This window comes from Acidimicrobiales bacterium (assembly GCA_035547835.1).
Classification (GTDB): Bacteria; Actinomycetota; Acidimicrobiia; order Acidimicrobiales; family Iamiaceae; genus DASZTW01.
Genome location: DASZTW010000005.1, coordinates 543,595 through 562,728 on the forward strand (window position 1 = coordinate 543,595; position 19,134 = coordinate 562,728).

17 protein-coding genes are annotated in these 19,134 nt (G+C 69.7%); 7 read left to right on the top strand and 10 right to left on the bottom strand.

Going from position 1 to position 19,134, the window contains the following annotated elements; all coding sequences use genetic code 11:
* The first annotated feature begins 156 nt into the window (after positions 1-156).
* Positions 157-516, top strand: a complete 360-nt coding sequence (locus VHA73_04825; protein HVX17335.1) for a hypothetical protein — start codon at positions 157-159, stop codon at positions 514-516.
* Between the two features lie 208 nt (positions 517-724).
* Here the strand turns inward: VHA73_04825 and VHA73_04830 are convergent, their stop codons facing one another.
* Complete coding sequence (locus tag VHA73_04830; protein ID HVX17336.1) at positions 725-2,728, bottom strand: DUF4214 domain-containing protein; 2,004 nt, start codon at positions 2,726-2,728, stop codon at positions 725-727.
* Positions 2,729-2,782: 54 nt separating this feature from the next.
* Between VHA73_04830 and VHA73_04835 the strand changes: the two genes are divergently transcribed.
* Positions 2,783-3,913, top strand: a complete 1,131-nt coding sequence (locus tag VHA73_04835) for a glycosyltransferase family 1 protein (GenBank protein HVX17337.1) — start codon at positions 2,783-2,785, stop codon at positions 3,911-3,913.
* On the opposite strand, the gene VHA73_04840 is transcribed toward VHA73_04835, so the two are convergent.
* From VHA73_04840 to VHA73_04850, 3 genes are read right to left on the bottom strand one after another with little or no spacing between them, the layout of a single operon-like run.
* Entirely contained in the window at positions 3,886-5,457 is a 1,572-nt protein-coding gene (locus VHA73_04840) for a glycosyltransferase family 1 protein (protein HVX17338.1), read from the bottom strand. The genes VHA73_04835 and VHA73_04840 overlap by 28 nt on opposite strands.
* Complete coding sequence (locus VHA73_04845) at positions 5,454-6,962, bottom strand: glycosyltransferase (GenBank protein ID HVX17339.1); 1,509 nt, start codon at positions 6,960-6,962, stop codon at positions 5,454-5,456. Before VHA73_04845 ends, VHA73_04840 begins: the two co-directional genes overlap by 4 nt.
* Complete coding sequence (locus tag VHA73_04850) at positions 6,959-7,975, bottom strand: FkbM family methyltransferase (protein HVX17340.1); 1,017 nt, start codon at positions 7,973-7,975, stop codon at positions 6,959-6,961. Before VHA73_04850 ends, VHA73_04845 begins: the two co-directional genes overlap by 4 nt.
* Positions 7,976-8,128: 153 nt before the next feature.
* Between VHA73_04850 and VHA73_04855 the strand changes: the two genes are divergently transcribed.
* The 3 genes from VHA73_04855 to VHA73_04865 are packed head-to-tail and all read left to right on the top strand — an operon-like array spanning position 8,129 to position 11,305.
* A complete protein-coding gene (locus VHA73_04855) occupies positions 8,129-9,091 on the top strand; it encodes an ABC transporter permease (GenBank protein ID HVX17341.1) in 963 nt (320 codons plus the stop codon).
* Between the two features lie 33 nt (positions 9,092-9,124).
* Positions 9,125-10,372 (top strand): ABC transporter ATP-binding protein, encoded by a 1,248-nt coding sequence (locus VHA73_04860; protein ID HVX17342.1) that lies wholly within the window; start codon positions 9,125-9,127, stop codon positions 10,370-10,372.
* A gap of 24 nt (positions 10,373-10,396) precedes the next feature.
* Positions 10,397-11,305, top strand: a complete 909-nt coding sequence (locus tag VHA73_04865; protein HVX17343.1) for a GDP-mannose 4,6-dehydratase — start codon at positions 10,397-10,399, stop codon at positions 11,303-11,305.
* A 22-nt stretch (positions 11,306-11,327) separates the two neighbouring features.
* Here VHA73_04865 and VHA73_04870 read toward each other — a convergent pair whose 3' ends face one another.
* Positions 11,328-11,849 (bottom strand): helix-turn-helix transcriptional regulator, encoded by a 522-nt coding sequence (locus tag VHA73_04870; GenBank protein ID HVX17344.1) that lies wholly within the window; start codon positions 11,847-11,849, stop codon positions 11,328-11,330.
* A gap of 53 nt (positions 11,850-11,902) precedes the next feature.
* On the opposite strand from VHA73_04870, the gene gmd reads away from it, so the two are divergent.
* The gene (gene gmd, locus VHA73_04875) at positions 11,903-12,895 is read left to right on the top strand and encodes a GDP-mannose 4,6-dehydratase (GenBank protein HVX17345.1); all 993 of its coding nucleotides are present in this window, start codon (positions 11,903-11,905) and stop codon (positions 12,893-12,895) included.
* Positions 12,896-12,946: 51 nt separating this feature from the next.
* Here gmd and VHA73_04880 read toward each other — a convergent pair whose 3' ends face one another.
* Genes VHA73_04880 through VHA73_04900 form a run of 5 tightly spaced genes read right to left on the bottom strand, consistent with a single transcriptional unit; the run spans position 12,947 to position 17,566 of the window.
* Positions 12,947-14,398, bottom strand: coding sequence for a hypothetical protein (locus VHA73_04880; GenBank protein ID HVX17346.1), 1,452 nt, complete (start codon positions 14,396-14,398; stop codon positions 12,947-12,949).
* 9 nt (positions 14,399-14,407) lie between these two features.
* Positions 14,408-15,247: a choice-of-anchor P family protein gene (locus VHA73_04885; protein ID HVX17347.1), complete on the bottom strand. Its 840-nt coding sequence runs from the start codon at positions 15,245-15,247 to the stop codon at positions 14,408-14,410.
* Positions 15,244-16,845 carry a glycosyltransferase gene (locus tag VHA73_04890; GenBank protein ID HVX17348.1) on the bottom strand — a complete coding sequence of 534 codons (1,602 nt, stop codon included), beginning with the start codon at positions 16,843-16,845 and terminating at the stop codon, positions 15,244-15,246. The genes VHA73_04885 and VHA73_04890 overlap by 4 nt, the downstream gene beginning before the upstream one ends.
* Positions 16,838-17,389, bottom strand: coding sequence for an archaeosortase/exosortase family protein (locus tag VHA73_04895; protein ID HVX17349.1), 552 nt, complete (start codon positions 17,387-17,389; stop codon positions 16,838-16,840). The genes VHA73_04890 and VHA73_04895 overlap by 8 nt, the downstream gene beginning before the upstream one ends.
* Positions 17,390-17,401: 12 nt before the next feature.
* The gene (locus VHA73_04900) at positions 17,402-17,566 is read right to left on the bottom strand and encodes a hypothetical protein (protein ID HVX17350.1); all 165 of its coding nucleotides are present in this window, start codon (positions 17,564-17,566) and stop codon (positions 17,402-17,404) included.
* A gap of 450 nt (positions 17,567-18,016) precedes the next feature.
* Here VHA73_04900 and VHA73_04905 point away from each other — a divergent pair, with 450 nt between their 5' ends.
* Entirely contained in the window at positions 18,017-19,132 is a 1,116-nt protein-coding gene (locus VHA73_04905) for an Ig-like domain-containing protein (protein ID HVX17351.1), read from the top strand.
* The last annotated feature ends 2 nt before the right edge of the window (positions 19,133-19,134 follow it).

The window sequence follows — 19,134 nt, forward strand, 5'->3', positions numbered from 1 at the left end:
GCCGCCACCCGGCGGCTCCGGCACCCCCCTGGCTCCTGGCTGTAGCAATCGTCACAACGCAAGTGCTTGCAACTGTTTAACAGAAGGCGTAGTGTTGCTAGCACAACGGCGCCGGACGACGGTGCTCCCCAGACGCTCAACCCGGAGGAAACCCCCATGGCCGAGTTCCGGCTCGACGACATCACCAAAGCCGCCAAGGACGCCGTGTACGTCACGGTCGGACTCGGCGTGATCGGCTTCCAGAAGCTCCAAGTCCAGCGCAACGAGCTCGAAAAGAGCCTGAAGGAGCAGCTGACCGAGCTCCGCAGCGAGCTGAAGAAGCTCAGCGGCAACGTCGAGGGCCAGCGCAAGGTCGCCGAAGAGCGCATCGCTGCCGTCGAGCAGCAGGTCGCCGCGCTCCTCGACCAGGTGCAGGGCCGTCTGCCCGAGCAGGCCGCAGAGCTGGTCGCCCAGGCCCGCACCGCCGCCAAGGACGCCCGCGAGCAGGTTCGCGGCCTCGTCGGTCGAGCTGCCTGAACCACCTCGAAGACTGGACACCGGCACCCGCCCGCCCGGTGTCGTGATCGGCCGCCATCGCAACGATGGCGAGCCGCACAAGAGATGGGCCGCTCCCCCCGGCGGCACTCTCGAGGAACTGGGACCCGATCTCCCCCGACGGGTCCCAGTTCCGCGTCGTGGCGACGAACGCGACCCGGCCTCGGCCACCGCCACACCAATGGTCAGGTCACGAGAACCGCAGGCGGTACTCCGGTGACGTGTACAACCCGTGCACGAGCGGCGCCGGGGAGCCGCCTGACTTCACGACCAGCGAGTACCAGGCGTCGTAACCGGCGGGATCCGCGACCCGACGCAACATGGCCAAGTAGCCCTCGTGGACCATTGCCCGCACATCCCACCGTTGGTGGAACTCGCGGGCGATCGAGAACTGGTAGACGAGGTCGCCCCGGGTGTGGGTCGCGAGCCAGTTCGTCCACATCTGCAACCCCCCGGGATCCGCGGTCCGACCGAACATCTGCACGTACATCTCCGACACGAAGTCGCGGTTCGAGGGCGGGTTGTGGACACTGCGGAACTCGCGGCTGTTGGCGAAGTTGGCGGCGAGCTGTTGCGGGGTCATGCCCGCGGCCACGTACTTCTGCCAGCCGAACGCGCCGCCGAGGTCCGGCACCCGGCCGAGGACGCCGAGGTACAGCCGTACGACTTGACCGAAGACGGCGTCGGCTTCCGGTGAGGTGAAGAACGCCGTCACGACGGCTTCCGGTGTGGTGCGCCCACACGCGATGGCGTCGACCCATCTGGCCGCCTGGGAATCGGGATCCCGGGCGAGGACGTCGTGGTATTGCTGGGTCACCATGGCGGTGATCGACGGGAACGGCGGTGACGGGCTCGACGCGGCGGCGCAGTTGTTGGTCACTTGGAACCAGTTGGACTCGAGCCCGAACGCGCTGCGGAAGTCGTCGCCGCTGAGGTTCACCGACCCGCCGCTGAACACCAGCGTCATCGAGGTGACCCGACCTCCCATGTCGCCGAGACCGTTGCGGCCCGTGATGTCGATCGCCTGCAACGTGCCTTTCCCGTAGCGCTGCTCGATCGCGGTGCGGGCGATGCTGGCCGTCCACGTGTGGTTGGGGTTGCCGGCCACTGCGTCACCGTCGTCGGGCACGGCGGTGAACACGCCGCCAGCGGTGTAGCCACCTGTCGACGCCGAGAACTCGGTGGCGGCGATCACGTTGCCCGGCAGCAACCGCACTTGGCCGGCGGTGGAGCTGATCGCCTGGTTCGACCGAGCATCGACCACCGTCGATGTCGTGCCGCCCTGCACGATCCACTGCCCTGGATACGACTGGCACGACGAGTCGCAGGTGTCGGCGTACGAGTAGCGATGCGAGCCCAACCCGTAGCTGCGGGCGGCGACAGCCTGCGCCTGGAGGGCCGCCATCCCCGCGCCGTTGGCGGCGTCGGCCCAACTGGCCGGCATCTCGCGGGGCACGACCGACTGCAGGTAGCTCTCCACGGGCAGCACGTTGACGAGCGCTTGGCCCGAACCGATGTCGACCGCGCGCAGCTCGCCGATCACGTGGCGTTCGAAGCCGGTCTGGCTCGGCTCACACACCGCCAACGTGTCCTGCACGCTCGTCGCACCGCTGACGGCGGGGAGCATCTTGATCGACGCGCCCGACACGGCGGGGCCGGGGGTCCATGGGCCTGCACAGCCCGGCGCCACCCAGCTCGCCCACGCGGACGGACCGGTGCGCTCGAGCCGCAGCGCCTGACCCAGGACCGGATGCGACACGCCGTCGGGTGTGACGTAGCGCAGCGTGCCCCGCTGCAGCAGCACCGTGGCGTCGGGATACGCCGTACCGGTTCCCAACAAGCTGGTGGGCGACAGCTGCGTGAGCGCCACGCTCAGCGACCGGGTCCCGACATCACCGGCGGTCGAGCCTTGGTAGTAGTGATCGGTGATCTGCTGCCACGTCCAGTGCGATCCGGTGGCATAGCCGTACGCACCCCACTGGCCCATGCCCCGCCCGTGACCCCAACCATGGCCCTGGAAGCTGACCGTGTCGGGCATCGTGGTCACGACCGCGCGGGCTGAGGGCAGCGTCGCGGACGAGACCCGCAGGGCCGCCGCGGGCGCCGCTGCACCTGCAATCGCGGATCCGAGCACCAGCAACGACACGGCCGGCGCGATCCACGCGCGCCGGCCCCCCAAACGATCCCGCACCATCGTTCCACGGTACCTGCGCCGCGGTGCTGCTCCCGGGCACCAAACTTGTCAGCCATGCGCGTCGCCGTCGACTGCACCCCGTTGTTGACCCCACACACGGGCATCGGTGTCTTTTGCGACCACCTGGTCCGCGGCCTTGCCGCGCGCCACGACCTCGACCTCGTCGCGTTCGCCCTGACCTTCCGCGGCCGAGGGCGGCTCGCCGCGCAACTGCCCGACGGCGTCACCGTCGTCGATCGCCCCACGCCCGCCGCCTTGTTGAAGGAGCTGTGGCGCCGCGGTGACCGACCGTCGGTGCGCTTCCTCACCGCGGGCGCCGACGTGGTGCACGGCCCCAACTTCGTGGTGCCACCCAGCGCAGGCGCGGCCGAGGTCGTGTCGGTGCACGACTTGGGACCGCTGCACTTCCCGCATCTCGTGAGCGCCGACGCCCGGCGCGTTCCCGACTTGCTCCGGCGGGCCATCGGTCGCGGCGCGTGGGTGCACACCGATTCCGCGTTCGTCGCCGCCGAAGTGGTCCGGTACCTCGACGCCGATCCGGCGCGGGTGCGCGCGATCCACCCCGGCGTCGCCGTCGCGAGCGAAGGACCGGGCACCACCCCGGGCGACGGCGCGGCCCTGGCGGGTGGCGGCCGCTACCTGCTCGCGCTCGGGTCGGTGGAACCGCGCAAGAACGTCCCCGAGCTCGTGCACGCGTTCGACCGGTTGGCCAGCACACACGCCGATCTGCGCCTGGTGATCGCCGGGCCCCACGGTCTCGCCAGCGCCGACGCGGCCGAGGCCATCGGCGCCGCGGCGCACGGCGACCGCGTCGTGCGCCTGCAATGGGTCGACGACCGCCAGCGATCCGCGCTCCTGCGGGGGGCGGCCGCGTTTGTGTACCCGAGCCGCTACGAGGGTTTTGGCTTCCCCCCACTGGAAGCGCAGGCGACCGGCACGCCGGTGGTCACCACCCGCGCCGGGTCGCTGCCCGAAGTGGTGGGCGATGGCGCGATCATCGTCGATCCGACCGCCGGCCCCGACCTGGTCGACGCGCTGGTGGCCGCGATCTCACCGCTGCTCGACGACCCGACGCCGGCGGCGGCGTTGGTCGAGCGAGGTGCACGCAACGTCGCGCGCTTCACCTGGCCGGCCTGCGTCGACGGGTTGGTCGAGCTCTACCGAGCGGCGTCAGCGGCGAGATAGGCCCACACCTCGGCGGCGTAGTCGTCCCACGTCCGGGTGGGCGACCGCTCCGCCTCGGCACGGAGGCGTGCCCGCAGGTCCGGGTCGTCGAGGAACCTGGCCAGCGCCTCGGCAAGGTCGTGGTCGTCGCGTGGATCCACGAACAACGCCCCGCCGTGGGCCGCGATCTCAGCCATCGGCCCGAACCGCGACGTGATCACCGGCGTCCCGGTGGCGAGCGCCTCGGCAACCGGGAGGCCAAAGCCCTCGTTCAGCGACGGGAACAGCACCACATCGGCCATCTCGTACGCCGCCCAGAGCTGGTCGTCGGGCAGCGCCGTGACGCTGTCGACCAGTCGCCCGCCTGCCCGCAGCTCAGCCACGCGCCCGCGCACCTCGTCGCTCCGCCAGGACTGCCCGCCGACGAAGACGACGTGGAAGCGGTAGCCCTTGCGCCACAACAACTCGGCCGCGTGGAGCACGGCCAAGTGGTTCTTGCGCGGCTCGTGGCTGCCGACGACCAGCACCATCGGGATCGACGGCAGACCAAGCTCCTCAGCCACCTGGGCGCGTGCTTCGGGCGTGGCCTTGCGCGCCTCGACCGCCAGCGGGACAGCGCGGATCTCCGGGCCCTCGACCCCGGTGCCGCTCAAGATCGTGCGCCACCCGGCGTACTCGACCCCGGCGCCTTCGGAGATGGTGGCGACCCGGTCGAGGTGGCGGGTCACCGACATGCCATACGCGAAGAACCCACCGACCTCGATGTTCACGGTCTCGTTCGACGTCATCGGCACGCAATCGAACCCGATCGATCCTCCGGTCGTGCCGGAGAAGCGGAGCATGGCCGTCAACGCGCGCACCCGGTTCCGCTCGACGGCCACTTCTGGCAGCAGGTAACGGCAGTTCCACGGGATCAACACCGTGGGATCAGCGGGGTCGGCGTCGTCCGACATCCCTTCGCCGGACAGCGCTGCGGCGACCTCGGCGGTGGTGAGACGGTGCATCGACGTGCCACGGCCGCCCCACTGCACGAACACGGGATCGTGGTCGCGCGACCAGCGGCGCGCGGACTCGCGGGCCACCCGCTGGATGCCGGTCGCCAACCGCGTGCGAGCGGTGTGGTGGAGGTCGACGATGATCTCGCCGGTGACGACTTCGACCTGGGGCCATCCCATGTCGTCGGGGATCTCCTGCGACAGCACCGCATCCGGCGCGATGTTGAGCGACCGGTCGAGGGCGTGGTCGAGAGCGAGGGCGATCGCTGCCTCGGGTCCGTCGAGGCGGGCGCGGCGGGTGGCCTGCACGATCATGTCCGGGGCCGGGAACCGCGCCGCGAGCACGGCGTGCAGCAGCCAGATCTTCGAAGGGTCGGGCCGACCGTCGATCGGCCGCAACACACGGATCGCCTGCTCGACGAGGTCGATCGTGGTGCGCCCGGGCGACGGCGCCTCCCCCAAGGCGGCCGCGAACACGGCCAGCCGGCCGCGCAGCGCCTCGCGGCGGGTCCTCCGACCCGAGTCGACGCGCGACACCAGTGCGGCGGCGGCGTCGCCGCGACGTCTCATGGCGCCGCTCCGACCAGCGCCTGCCAACTCGCCGACGCATAATCGGACCAGGTGGTGGTCGGGCGGGCGGCGATCTCGCCGTGCAACTCGCGGAGCAAGTCGTCGTCGGTGAGCAGGCGACGCATGCCTTCGTGCAGCGAGTCGTCGTCGCGCGGATCGACCAACAAGCAGCCGCCCGCCGCGCCGATCTCGCCCACGCTCCCGACGTCGCCGATCACTGCGGGCGTGCCGACCGCGAGCGACTCGACGACCGGCAGCCCGTAGCCCTCGTGCACCGAGGCGAACACGCTGAAGCGCGCCGACCGGTACTGCTCGTCGAGCGCCTCCTCGCTGATGGCCAAGTGCTTGTGCACCGGGTGGCCGAGGGTGGCGAGGCGGTCGATCTCGTCGTGGATGTCGTGCACCCAGGACATGCCGCCCACCAGGTGCAACTCGAAATCATGGCCCTCGCGCCACAGCCGTTCCGCTGCGAACAGCACCGACAAGTGGTTCTTCCGCGGCTCGAAGCTCCCGACCATCACGACGCGCGGGCGACCCGAGGGGATGTCGACTGGCTCCGGCGGCATCGGTGGCGCCGGCAGCTCGCACACATGGACGTCGGGGCCCGGCAGGCCCTGGTTGGCGAGCATCTCACCAAAGCCGCGGAACTCGACCGCGGCCGCCTTGCTGATGGCCGCGACCCGGCTGGTGTGCTTGATGACCGTGAGGTACTTCAGGAACTGGTCGGAAAGACCCACCGGCACCATGTCGGCGCTCACTGCGGGGATCAGGTCGTAGCCGATGGCCGCCAAGCGCGAGCCCGAGCAGTCGGCGAGCGCCGCCAACCGATCGCACGAACCGGCCTCGAGCGACTCGGCCAGCACCACCGTGCAGTTCCACGGCACCACGAGCGCGGGGGTGTCGTCGTCGGGGATCGTTGCCCCGACCGTCGACGCCGGCAGCGCGTGACCATCGGCTTGATGCTCGTTCCACTGGAACACACGACGGCGCTCCACGGCGGTCAACGTCCGATAGCCGCGGAAGCCGTCGGACCACGCCACAGGCACCAGTTCGCCGAGCTCGGCCCAATACGGCGACGCCGACCGCACCACCCGCTGGATCCCGGTGTGCAGATCGTGGCGCGCGGTGTGGCTCACGTCGAGCACCACTGCGTCGCGCACGATCTCCATCGGCCAGGCGGCCAGCGGGTTGTGGCGCGCGGCGGGATACCACTCGTCGAGCAGCCACTCCTCGGCCTGGCCGGGGGTGCGGAGCTCGAAGGCTCGCCGGGCCCGCGCCACTTCGTGGGAGCCGGGGAAGCTGGCGGTGAGGGCCACGTGCAACAACCACACCGCGCCGGGCTCGCGACCGCCGACCGCCACTTGCACCAGGCCGGCCAGCAGGTCCGCGGCCTCGATGGCCGAGTCCTCGCTCGGGTCGGGAACCTCGACGTCGAGCACCTCGGCAGCGGCCCGCAGGCGATCACGCAAGCCGGTGAGAGGGAGCGGGCGGTCGGTCTGGCTCATCCCCGACCGCGGACAGCTCGTTGCGCGGCTTTGACTCGGACGCCCGCCCGCTTGAGGGCGTCGACCTTGTCAACCCCGCGCCGCACAGCCCGCAACGGCTTGGTGACCTTCCACGACACTGTGTTGTAGATCTCGTTGACCAGCGCCTCGCCCCCGGTGGGGTCGGCCGACTCGGCCCATCGCTCCAAGTACTTGGCACGCCACCGCGTGACAAGCCCCGCCAGCTCGTTGTTGGCCGCCTCCAACTCGCCGACCCGCGCCGTGAGCAGTGCGAGCTGGCCCCGCTCAGGGTCACGCAGCGCTTGCAACTCCCGCTCGGCCGGCGTGGTGAAGTCGTCGAGCCCCCCAGCCGGGTAGCTCAACTTGGCGGCAAGCTGCTCGGCGTGCTCGTCGGCCACGTAGAAGCGGGACAAGCCGTCGAACAAGCAGAACTGGTAACCCGCGTCGAGCACGAGCTTCTCCCAGCTCTCATGCGCCTGCAGCGTGCTGAGCGGGGCGGTGGACTCGACGACCAGGACCCACGGCCGCCAGCGCTGGAAGTCCATGCCTTCGAGGACCTGGCGCTCCGCGCCCTCCACATCGACGACCATGAAGTGGATCGGTTCGTCGGTCCAACCGGCCTGTTCGATCGCGTCGGCGAGCGTCAACGTGGGCACGGTGATCTCGACCACGTCCCAGCCCGCCTTCAGGTGGCGCGAGCTGATGTCCTCGAACATCGTCGACAGGCCGGTGCCCGGCACCTCGAACATCGTGATGTGCTCGCCGCTCTGGTTCGAGATCGCCGCCTGGACGAGTTGGTCTTCCGGCCGCTGCGCTCGGTGGAGGTCGGCGAACGAGGGAACCGGTTCGCAGGTGAGACCCCGCCAGCCGTGGTCATAGAACGCGCGGGTGATGGACTGGTCGGTGGGATGGTTGGCGCCGACCTCTACGTACCGCCCGTTGGTGACCTGGCGCAACGCCCGCCACAGCACGACGTCCTCGCCCTGCTGGGCGTGTGAGGGAAACCGGGGCACCGGCGCAGTATAGGTGGGTCGTTCGCGGGCCCCCGGAGGCTCGAAGTCCCGCGATCGGCCGCCGCCGCCACGGCCGCGGGCACGGCTCAGCGTCACCAACCTGGGAGGGCGAGGCACTAGCGTTGCACCCTCGATGCACGTGAGCAGCCCCTGATGTCCACCGTGTCGCCAACCCGCGACCTCGTCCACGAACCGCTCCGGCACCCCGAGGCGGAATCCGGCGCGCGGGAGATCTCCAAACGTCCGACCCCACTCGAGCGGGTGGTGCACCTCTGGCGGTTCCGCGAGCTGCTGGTGAACCTCGTCCGCAAGGACCTCAAAGTGCGCTACAAGAGCAGCGTCCTGGGGTTCTTCTGGTCGCTGCTGAACCCTGCGCTGTACATCGTGGTCTTCAGCTTCGTGTTCGGCGTCTTGATGACCAACGGCGTGAAGAACTTCGCGCTGTTCATGATGGCGGGCCTGCTGCCGTGGAACTTCTTCGTGGGCTCGGTGATGGGCGGGACCGGATCGATCGTCGCCAACGGGCAGCTCGTCACCAAGGTCTGGTTCCCGCGCGAGGTTCTGCCGCTCGCCACGGTGGGCGCCAGCCTGGTGCACTTCTTCCTCCAGTCGCTGGTGCTGCTCGGCGCGCTGCTGGTGTTCCGCCAGATCCCGTCGGGCACGTACCTCGTGTCGTTGGCCCCGGCGCTGCTCGGCGTCGTGGTGTTCACGGCCGCGGTCACGATCATCTTCGCGGCGCTCGACGTGTACCTCCGCGACATGCAGCACTTGGCCGAGCTGATGACGCTGGCCTGGTTCTGGGCGACGCCGATCGTCTATCCGGTCACGCTGATGGGCAACAAGATCGCCGAGCACGGCTGGTCGACGGCGTTCCTCTGGATGAACCCGATGACGGCGTTCGCGGTTCCGTTCCAACGGGTGCTGTACAACAACGGCGTCGGTCCGCACATCGACACGCTGAACCGCGCCAAAGACGCCGTGGGAGCGCTCCCGCACAACACCGTGTTGTGGTACACGGCCATCCCGACCATCGCCCTCGCCGGCTCGTTGGTCCTGCTCTACTTGGCGCTGGCGCTGTTCAGCCGCCTCGAGGACAACATGGCGGAAGAGATCTGATGGGCTGGTCGCGCTGATGGGCGGGTGGAGCTGATGGACCCGAACGCCATCGAGGTCGAGCACGTCACCAAGGCCTTCAAGCTGTACCGCGACAAGGCGCAGTCCGCGAAAGAGCGCGTGATCAAGCTCGGTCGCATGCCGTACGAGGAGTTCAAGGCGCTCGACGACGTGAGCTTCGAGGTCGCGCAAGGCGAGACCGTCGGGCTGCTCGGCCACAACGGCTCCGGCAAGTCCACGATGCTCAAGTGCATCACCGGCACGTTGCGGCCCACGTCCGGCCGCATCCGAACGTTGGGGCGCACCGCCGCGCTGCTCGAGCTCGGCGCCGGCTTCCACCCCGACCTGACCGGCCGCGAGAACGTGTACCTCAACGGGTCGATCCTGGGCCTCGACCGGCACTACATCGACCGGGTCTTCGACGACATCGTCGACTTCTCCGAGATCGGCGCGTTCATCGACAACCAGGTCAAGCACTACTCCTCGGGCATGTACTCGCGGCTCGGCTTCGCGGTGGCGGTCAACGTCGACCCCGACGTGTTGCTCGTCGACGAGGTGCTGTCGGTGGGCGACGAAGCGTTCCAGCGCAAGTGCCTCGACCGGGTCAAGCAGTTCCAGCGCGAGGGCCGGTCGATCCTGCTGGTCAGCCACTCCGCCGACCTGATGCGCCAGACGTGCGACCGGGTGGTCGTGCTCGATCACGGCAGGGTCGTCAGCTCTGGCGAGCCCGGCCAGGCGATCCGGGACTTTCGCGACACGCTGCTGGCCGGCGGGCTGGCGCAGACCAACGAGGTCGACGTCGCCGCCAACCGCCCGCCGCCGCCCACCAAGGAGATGTGGTTCACCGAGATCCTCATCGAGTACCCGGGCGGGTCGGACCAGTGCCACCCTGACGACCCAGTCCGGGTACGGGCGCAGTTCGACACCCGCTCGCGCATCGACGACTGGATCGTCGGTTTCATGATCCACGACGCGGCCGGGAACCTGATGGTCGGCAACAACTCCGAGATCCTCGGCGTCGAGTTCGCGCCCGCCGACGGCCCCGGCGAGGTCACGTTCGACTTCGCGCGGCTGCCGCTGCTCGACGGCACCTTCATGATGTCGTTCGACCTCACGACGCACGGCAGCGGCCGCATCTACGACCACCGCGAAGGCCAGGACTTCCTCAAGGTCGTGAACCTCACCAAGTCGATCGGCGTGGCCAACATCCCGATGGAGATCCACCTGCGATCGGACTCGCCCCGCCCCGATAGCGTGCGCGCGGCGATGGAGGCGCAGCCGTGAGCCCAAAGCGATGAAGGCACACCGATGAAGGCACTGGTCACCGGTTCGACCGGGTTCGTGGGCCGCCACCTCGTCGCGCACCTCGACAGCTGTGGCGACGACGTGGTGGGCAGCGATCTGCTCCACGACGGCGTCGACATCTGCGATCCCGGCGCGGTGGGCACCCTCGTGCGCAGGGTGCGGCCCGACGCCATCTACCACTTGGCCGGCTGGGCCGACGTGGGAGGCTCGTGGTCGGCACCGACCCAGGCGTTTCGCGCCAACGCCGAAGGCACGCTGAACGTGCTGGGCGCGGCGACCGAGACCGGGGTGGAACGGGTGCTCGCCGTGTCCAGCGCCGACGTGTACGGGAAGGTCAGCGAAGCCGAGTTGCCGCTGACCGAGGACTCCCCGCTGCGCCCCGTCAGCCCCTATGCCGCCAGCAAGGTGGCAGCCGACTACCTCGGTCTCCAAGCCTGGTTGGGTCGGCAGCTGCCGGTGTTGCGGGTGCGGGCGTTCAACCATCTCGGTCCCGGTCAGACCGACAAGTTCGTGGCCTCGGCGCTGGCTTCACGGATCGCCCGCGCCGAGGCAGATGGAACCCACACGATCACGGTCGGGAACCTGTCGGCTCGCCGCGATTTCACCGACGTGCGCGACGTGGTTCGTGCGTACCGCCTCCTCGTCGAGCGCGGAGAGCCGGGCGCGGCCTACAACGTCTGCTCCGGCACCGACGTGTCGGTCCAGGAGCTCGCCGACGACTTGCGTGACCTGGCCCGGCTACCGATCACGTTCGAGACCGATCCCGACCTGCTGCGCCCGGTCGACGTGCCGGTGCTGCGGGGCGATCACGCCCGCCTGACGGCCGCCACCGGGTGGGAGCCCGAGATCCCCTTGCACCGCACGCTCGTCGACCTGCTCGACGACTGGCGCAAGCGGGTCGCCAATCCCTGATCGGTCCCCCAGCAGTCGACGCTCAGCAGTCGCTCAGCCGGCGGCGAGCCTCGGCGACGAGCTCGCGCTCGGCCGGGTCGTGTGCCTCCGTCGACAGGCGTTGCAGCACCGGCCGCCACCGGTCGATCACCCGGCGCCGTGCGGCCTGGCCACCGTCGAGCCAGGCGAGCCATTCGAGATCGGCGTCGAAGCGGGCGAGCTGGTGCTCGACCTCGGTGTAGCGGGCGACGGTCACCGGCAGCCGCTCGGCTTTCGCCGAGGGGTAGTTCGTGTCGGCCACCAGGTCGTGGGGCTCCAGGTGGAACACGCCAGCGAGCAACGCAACCGTGCGTTCGCTCGGGTCGCTCATCCCGGCTTCCATGTGCGACACAGCCGCCCGCGAGACCGCGAGGCGATCGGCGAGGTCCTGTTGGGTCCAACCGCGCTCGTTGCGCAGGGCCGCGACCCGTCGGCCGAGCGGTTCGCCCGGCTCGCGCCCGAGTGAGTCGGGGGTGATCCCCGCCCGCCTCGGAGCGCCGGCCCCGGATCCAGATCGTGACGCCATGTGCCAACCCACTTAGCAGACAGGTCCGTCCAAAGGCGGTACAAACGGACGCCATGACCCGACGCGCGCTCATCACCGGCATCACCGGCCAGGACGGATCCCACCTCGCAGAGCTGCTGCTCGACAAGGGCTACGAGGTGATCGGCATGGTACGCCGCTCGAGCACGGTGAACTTCGAGCGCATCGCCCACGTGCAGGATCGGATCACGTTCGTGCCCGGCGACCTGCTCGACGAGATCTCGATGGTGAACATCTTGCGGGAGCACCGGCCCGACGAGGTGTTCAACCTGGCTGCCCAGTCGTTCGTGCAGACGTCGTGGGGCCAGCCGGTGCTCACCGGCGAGACGACGGCGCTCGGCGTCACCCGCATCCTCGACGCGATCCGCATCGTCGACCCGGCGATCCGCTTCTACCAGGCGTCGTCGTCAGAGATGTTCGGCAAGGTCCGCGAAGTGCCGCAGTGCGAGACCACGCCGTTCTACCCGCGCAGCCCCTACGGGGTGGCCAAGGTGTACGGCCACTGGATCACGATCAACTACCGCGAGAGCTACGACCTGCACGCCAGCTCCGGCATCTTGTTCAACCACGAAGGTCCACGGCGAGGGCTCGAGTTCGTGACCCGCAAGATCTCCAACACCGTTGCGCGCATCAAGCTCGGGCAGACCGACGAGCTGCGCCTCGGCAACCTCGACGCCAAGCGCGACTGGGGTTTCGCAGGCGACTACGTCGAGGCGATGTGGTTGATGCTGCAGCAGGATCAGCCCGACGACTACGTCGTGTCCACCGGCGAGACGCACTCCGTGCAGGAGTTCTGCGAGCTGGCGTTCGGCCACGTCGATCTCGACTGGCAGCAGTACGTGAAGCAGGACGAGCGGTTCATGCGACCGGCCGAAGTCGATCTGCTGGTGGGTGACCCGAGCAAAGCGCGCAAGGTGCTCGGCTGGGAGCCCAAAGTCAGCTTCGCCGAGCTGGTGACCATGATGGTCGACGCCGACTTGGCGCTGCTGTCGGGCGAGCTCGACCGCTTGAGCCGCCCGAACTCCTGAACTGGCGCGGCTCGCACCACCGGCCCGCGGAAGCGAGCCGTCCGCGACGGCTCAGGCGCCCGTGTCGCTCGCGGGATCGTCCACCAGGCGCAGCGGGTGGTGACCCGCACTCGCGTCGCGCCTCGTGCGGCGCCCCGCGAGGTGCTCGACTTCGTCGAACCCGCCCGTGTCGTCGTTCACGCCGAGCCTCGCCGCAGTGCGCTCGAGACTGCGCGTGAGGCGACCGAGGGAGCGCACGTCGACGCTGGCGTCGAGGTGGCGGACCAGGGCGCCCAGCCGCTCGGTGACCACGCCGAGATCGCCGGCCAGGCGCGTCAGGTCGTCGGCTCCGGGTCGGTCAGCTCGCCGCTGCAGCGCCGAGCTGACGTGCGTCTCGACTTGCCGGCCGAGCAGCCGGAGCTCGCCCTCGAGGTTGCGCTCCAGGCGAGACAAGTCGCCGCTGACGTCGGCTTGCCGGTCGCGTTCCACCGCCGCGAGCATCCGTACGGCATCGCGCAGGCCCGCGTGCAGCTCGGCGAGCTCGGCGGCCTCCGCTCGGGGCCGGCGCTGACTTTCGGCGAGCTGCTCCGCGAGTGAGGCGACCGCCGCCTCCGAACGCTGCATCTGCGCGGCCAGCACCGCGAACTGCTGGAGCGACTGGTCGCGGAACTCCTCTTGCACACGCCGTAGCTCTTCGTCGAGTGCCGGCACCACGCCGCCTTGCGCTGCGGGGGCGCCCTCGGACCGCAGCGCGACAGTGCTGAGTTGACCGGCGACCGCTTCCGAGACGAGCTCGGCCACACCGGCAACGTCGACTTGGATGCTCATCTCGGCCAGGGCGGCTTCGATCGCCGCGGTCAGCTCGCCAGAAGTGACGGGATGCGACCCGGCCGGGGCGGGAACCAGGTCGCTCGACGCCACGCTGGGCATCCGCAGCGCGTGACCGGCGCCATGGCGCTCGTCGGTGTGCGCCGCGTCGTCGACTTCGTACCCGTCGTCGGCATCATCGGCATAGGCGTGCTCGCTGGTCGAGCGCGACGGCGGGACGATCGGCACCGGACCGGTGAGCGGGCCGGTGGCGGTCGCCGGCGGCGGGAGAACGGCCGCTCGGGCCCTCACGTCGTCGGTGAACAGATACGACAGAGGTTGTCCTGGCCTCGCGGCCAGGACCACCTCGTCGTCGGAATCAGCGGGCACCACCACCAGCTCGACGCTCCGCATGGGATCGCGCGAGCGGGCCGCGGCTTCCCGGATGGCAGCCCCTGCGGTGAGATCGCGGATGACCGACTCGGGGACGATGTCGCCCGTGCGGTGCACTTCGACCTCGAACGCCGCAGGGCCCGGTTGTGGGGACAGGAGGCGGCCGATGCGGGAGGGATCGGCTTGTGCCAGCTGCTCGAACAACCGGGCCACCATCTGGCCACCAACCGGGTCCGCGGCGACGTGCGGCGACGTCATCGCGCCACGGAGCATGGCCTCGAGCAAGTCGGGCCCGGCCCCGGGGAACGGGGGATGGTCAGCCATGTGCGGTGATCAGGACGCGACGGGAGCGACGCGTTGACGCCGCTTGCGCACGTACAAGACGCCACCGGCGAGCACGGCGATGCCACCGACGATCGGCAGACCCTCCATCGGGAACGACGGGATCGGGCTGGTCGCGGCGTTGACGCCGCACGTCACCTTGCCGATGTTCACCGAGGTGCCCGTGGCCGTTCCCAACACGCTCAGCGCGTCGAGGTGCAGCGCGGTCGCGGTGACCTGGCCACCGCTACCGGCCACCGTGGCCGGGGAGATCGCCAAGTTGGCGATGCCCGGGATGTTGACGTTGGGCAGCGAGATGTTGATCGGCGTGCCGTTGGCCAGTTGCAGGTTGACGATCTGCGCGTGCGCCGTGGCGTTGCCCGACGAGTCAGCCGTGCACCACTCCAGGACGGCGTCGGCCTTGATGGCCCCGCTCAGCAGCGACACGCCACCGGAGGGTGCGCCCGTCACGGTGCAGGTGCCGTCGTTGCCGATCTGGACCAGGCCGCCCTGGCCGACGGCGCCGGCGCAAGCAGCCGAAGTGCCATCGGTGAACGCCCGAGCTTGCTGGACCAAGGCGCCGGCGGTGGCCACGCCACCGAGTGAGCCCAACAGGCCCACCGAAGGAGCGGTGTTGCCGGTGTGGGTCTCGGTAGTGCCGTCGTTGGCGGCGGTGTAGACGCCGGTGTCGACGGTCGGGATGCTGAGCAAGGTGACGTCGATGGCGTGCCCGGTCGATTGCGAGGTGTCGGCATACGCCGGCACGGACATCAACAGCACGCCGACGGCGGCGAACGCGACCAGGGCGAACACCCTCGATCGTGCGCGTCGGTGATGGGTTGGCTTCTTCATGTTTCCTCCCGCGTTGAGACTGAGACAGTCGGTGCAGTGATGGTGGTTCTACGGGCGAACCGGCCGGTCACGAGAACCGGTCGCGGCGATTCGTCGGCCGGGGCGGCGAGGGCCGCTGCCGGATAGACGGACTGGAGCTGGCTCTGGTAGGGCGAGGCGACCGCGGGGCGCAGGGCGACGGTCGGCCGACGCCGGGCGAAGGAACCCCGGGTGCTGAACCCGCCGGCGAGGCGCCGGGCGAAGCCGGGCAGCGGTCCGTGCGCCAGCCGAGGCACCAACCGCTCCGTCTTCTTCCAGTCGTGGCGCGACGCCACCAGCCGGATGAACGCCCACCACACGGCCAAGTGGTGGAAATACGTGTAGCCGACGTTGACGGCCGCAGTGGCGAACGCCTGAGGCCACGACAAGTTGGGGGCGTTGCGGCGCTTGTGGATCGGGCCCCAGATCATGAAGGGCGCCAAGCCGAACAGCAGGAACAGCGGCAAGATGCCCCAGGCGCCGCCGCGGAACCAGCCCATGAACCCGCCCGGGCTGGTGGCCAGGTAGTAGAGGGCAACCGCGGTGACGCCGCTGTACACCAGGCCACCGATGAGCTGCAGCCACGGCAGGCACAAGAAGTACGCGATCTCGAGGGCGCCGGCCGTCGAGACCTTCATCGACCGCATGACCGGCCACAAGTACCGGATGCACTGCATCGAGCCCTGCGACCACCGACTGCGCTGGCGCAACAAGGGCCGCAAGCTCTTCAGGCCTTCCTGCGCCACCCATGTGTCGTGGCAGTACTCGTTGCGGTGGCCGGCGAGCAGGACGTGGATCCCGAGCTCGAAATCCTCGAGCAGCGCGCCGTGCCATGGTTCCGCCTCGGGCCCGCCGATCTCTCGCAGCACGGACAGGCGGCTGAACTGGCCGTTGCCGCCCATGCCCACGCTGTCGACCTTGCGACGCAGCAGTTGCATGCCGGCGATCGGGCCGGCGAACTCGAGGTCCTGCAACCGGATGAGCATGGAGTCGCGCTGCAACTCGCTGAGCGGGCCGCCGGGAGCGTCGAGGTGGTCGGTGACCCGGACCTCGATCTGCACCGCACCCACGGCGGGGTCGCCGAAGCAGCCGTCGCCCGCCACGATCGAGCAACACGCAGGGTCGAGCCGCGCGTCGGCGTCGACCACACCGACGATCACGCGGTCACTGTCGACCTCGTCACCGACGAAGGCCGCGATGGCCCGATAGCCCGCGTTCAAGGCAGGGCCCTTCCCCTGGCGGGCCTCGGGCAGCTCACGCGTCACCACGTGGACGTCCGCCAACTCGGTGGCCAGCCGTTGCACGATGGCGGGTGTGCGGTCGGCGCTCGCGTCGTCGACCACCCACAGGTGCGCATCCGGGAAGGACCGGCGCAACTCGACGACGGTGGCCTCGATCACGTACTGCTCGTCGAGGGCGGGGATGAGCAGGTGCCAATCGAACGCAGCCGCGTCGCCCGGCTCGCCGGGCCGGTGCCGCAAGTACGGCACGATGATCATCACGACGTACGCGAGGAACGCGACGCACAACAAGAACGCCGCGGCGTTCAGCGCCGCCAGCAGCGTGGGGCCGCTAAGCACGATGCGACCTCCCCCGCCGGCCCCGCGACACGAAGTAGAAGAACGCCAGCGCGCCGAACAGCACACCGAACGTGGACACCACCGTGCCCAGGAACACGTGGCTGCGCTCGTAGCCGACCCGCAGACCCCACGCGCGGATCGCCGATGCGATGACGAACAAGCGGGCCTGGTTGGCCAAGAAGACCAGCACGACCGCCAGCGCGGTCGATGCGAGGCCACGCCGGACGGTGACGCGGCCCGTCAGCAACATCGCCGCGCCGAGGACGAGGAACGGCGCGACGAGGAACGCCGCCGAGCAGCCGGGGTCGAGCGCGACACCGACGTAGCGGCCCTTTGCCGAGAACAACACGTTCGGGCCGAGCGACCCGACCTGGTGCGCACCGGTGAGCCGCAGGACCGACGCCGCGACCGAGGTCTCGAAGAGGCGAACCGAGCGGTTGGCCGCCACGACGAGTGCCGCCAGCGCGACGAGGCCCGCAGCCAACACCACCGACGGCGGGCTGAAGCTGCGGTGGGACCTCGCGGGGATCACACTGGCGGTCATGGCGGAGTCAGATCAGCGGTTGGCGCTGCGCACCATCGCGACGCGCAACAAGATGAAGCCGAGCGCGATCAGCACCAGGGCGAGGAGGGCGAAGCCGATCACAGGGAATCCGGTCGCCGCCAAGACACCACCCGTGCCGGCCACGGCGCCGCCGCCGAGGACCTTCCCTCCGTACATTCTCATCTCCTCGTCCGCCGCCACGAGAGAGCGGCTCGATGAACAGGCAGGTCTGCTCCCCAGCGCTCTGCCCGCCACACCCCTCAGGTCGTCGCTCGGTCACGAGGGGCGCACCGCGAGCATAACGGATGCAACAGCCCAGATCGGGCATCGGGGACCGAGGTCGGTCGGGCCGCCACGTACCGCGGCGAACAGGCATCCCCCATCGCGGTTCGCGCCTTTCCCTACTCTCTCGCGTGCTGTCGTGCTCCGAGTGCCCGCATCGGGCAGACTGGTGGGCACGATTGTCGGGCACGATCAACCACACGGCACGCCGAGCTGCCGACGGAGCACGCATTGAACTCGATTCCCCCGCCTGCCGGGTTCGGTTGCCCTCGACCGGTCCGGACGTTGCGAACCAGACGCGTTGCGGTCCTGGGCTCCCTCGCGGCCCTCGTGTCGGTCGTCTTGATGGCAACCGGCTGCTCCTCCAGCGGCGGTGGGGTCAAGGTCGCCCGGACCACGACCACCGCCCCCGCGGCCCTCGTGACCGTGACCCCGGCAGGGGCCGCCACCGGAGTGGCCCTCGATGCCGCGCCGAACGTGATCGTGGAGCACGGCCGCATCACGAACGTGGCCCTGGCGGCTCCCGGTGGCCAACCCGTCCCCGGTCAGATCTCACCCGACCAGCACACGTGGAAGGCATCCCCGGGCGTGCTGGTACCGAGCACCACGTACAGCGGCACGGTCTCGGTGCGCGGCGACAACGGCAAGACCATCGCCCAACCGTGGTCGTTCACCACCTCCGCGCCCGCCCGTGAGCTGCACACCGACTCGGTGAACGTCTGGGACGGTGGCGTGTACGGCGTCGGCATGCCGATCATCGTGCGGCTCAACACCGCGATCCCCCAGGCGAAGCGTGCGGAGCTCGAACAGCGCATCACGGTCACCGGGACCCCCACGGTCACCGGCGCCTGGCGCTGGTTCAGCGACACCGAGCTGCACTGGCGCCCCCAGAACTACTGGACGCCGGGCACGAACGTCACCGTCGACATCAACTTCGCGGGTTTCGACGTCGACGGTCAGACCTGGGGCGTCGACGGGCGCAAGATCTCCTTCGCCATCGGTGACTCGCACATCTCGGTGGTCGACGCGGCAACGCACCAGATGGTGGTCCGCACCAACGGCGCCGTCGTCAAGACCATGCCGGTGTCCACCGGACGCGACAAGTACCCGACCAAGTCCGGCATCCATGTGATCAACGAGCGCGCCCAGAAGGTGATCATGGACTCGGCCACCGTCGGGATCCCCAGGAACTCACCCGACGGCTACTACGAGACCGTCTACTGGAACGTCCGCATCTCGAACTCGGGTGAGTTCGTGCATGCCGCGCCGTGGTCGGTGGGGTCGCAGGGGCGAAGCAACGTGTCGCATGGTTGCGTCAATGTCTCCACGGCCAACGCGGAGTGGTTCTTCAACTACAGCCGAGTGGGCGACGTGGTCCAGGTCGTGAACACACCCGAGCAGCTCCAACCGTCCAACGGTTACGGCGACTGGCAGATCCCGTGGGCGCAATGGGCGTCGTGACG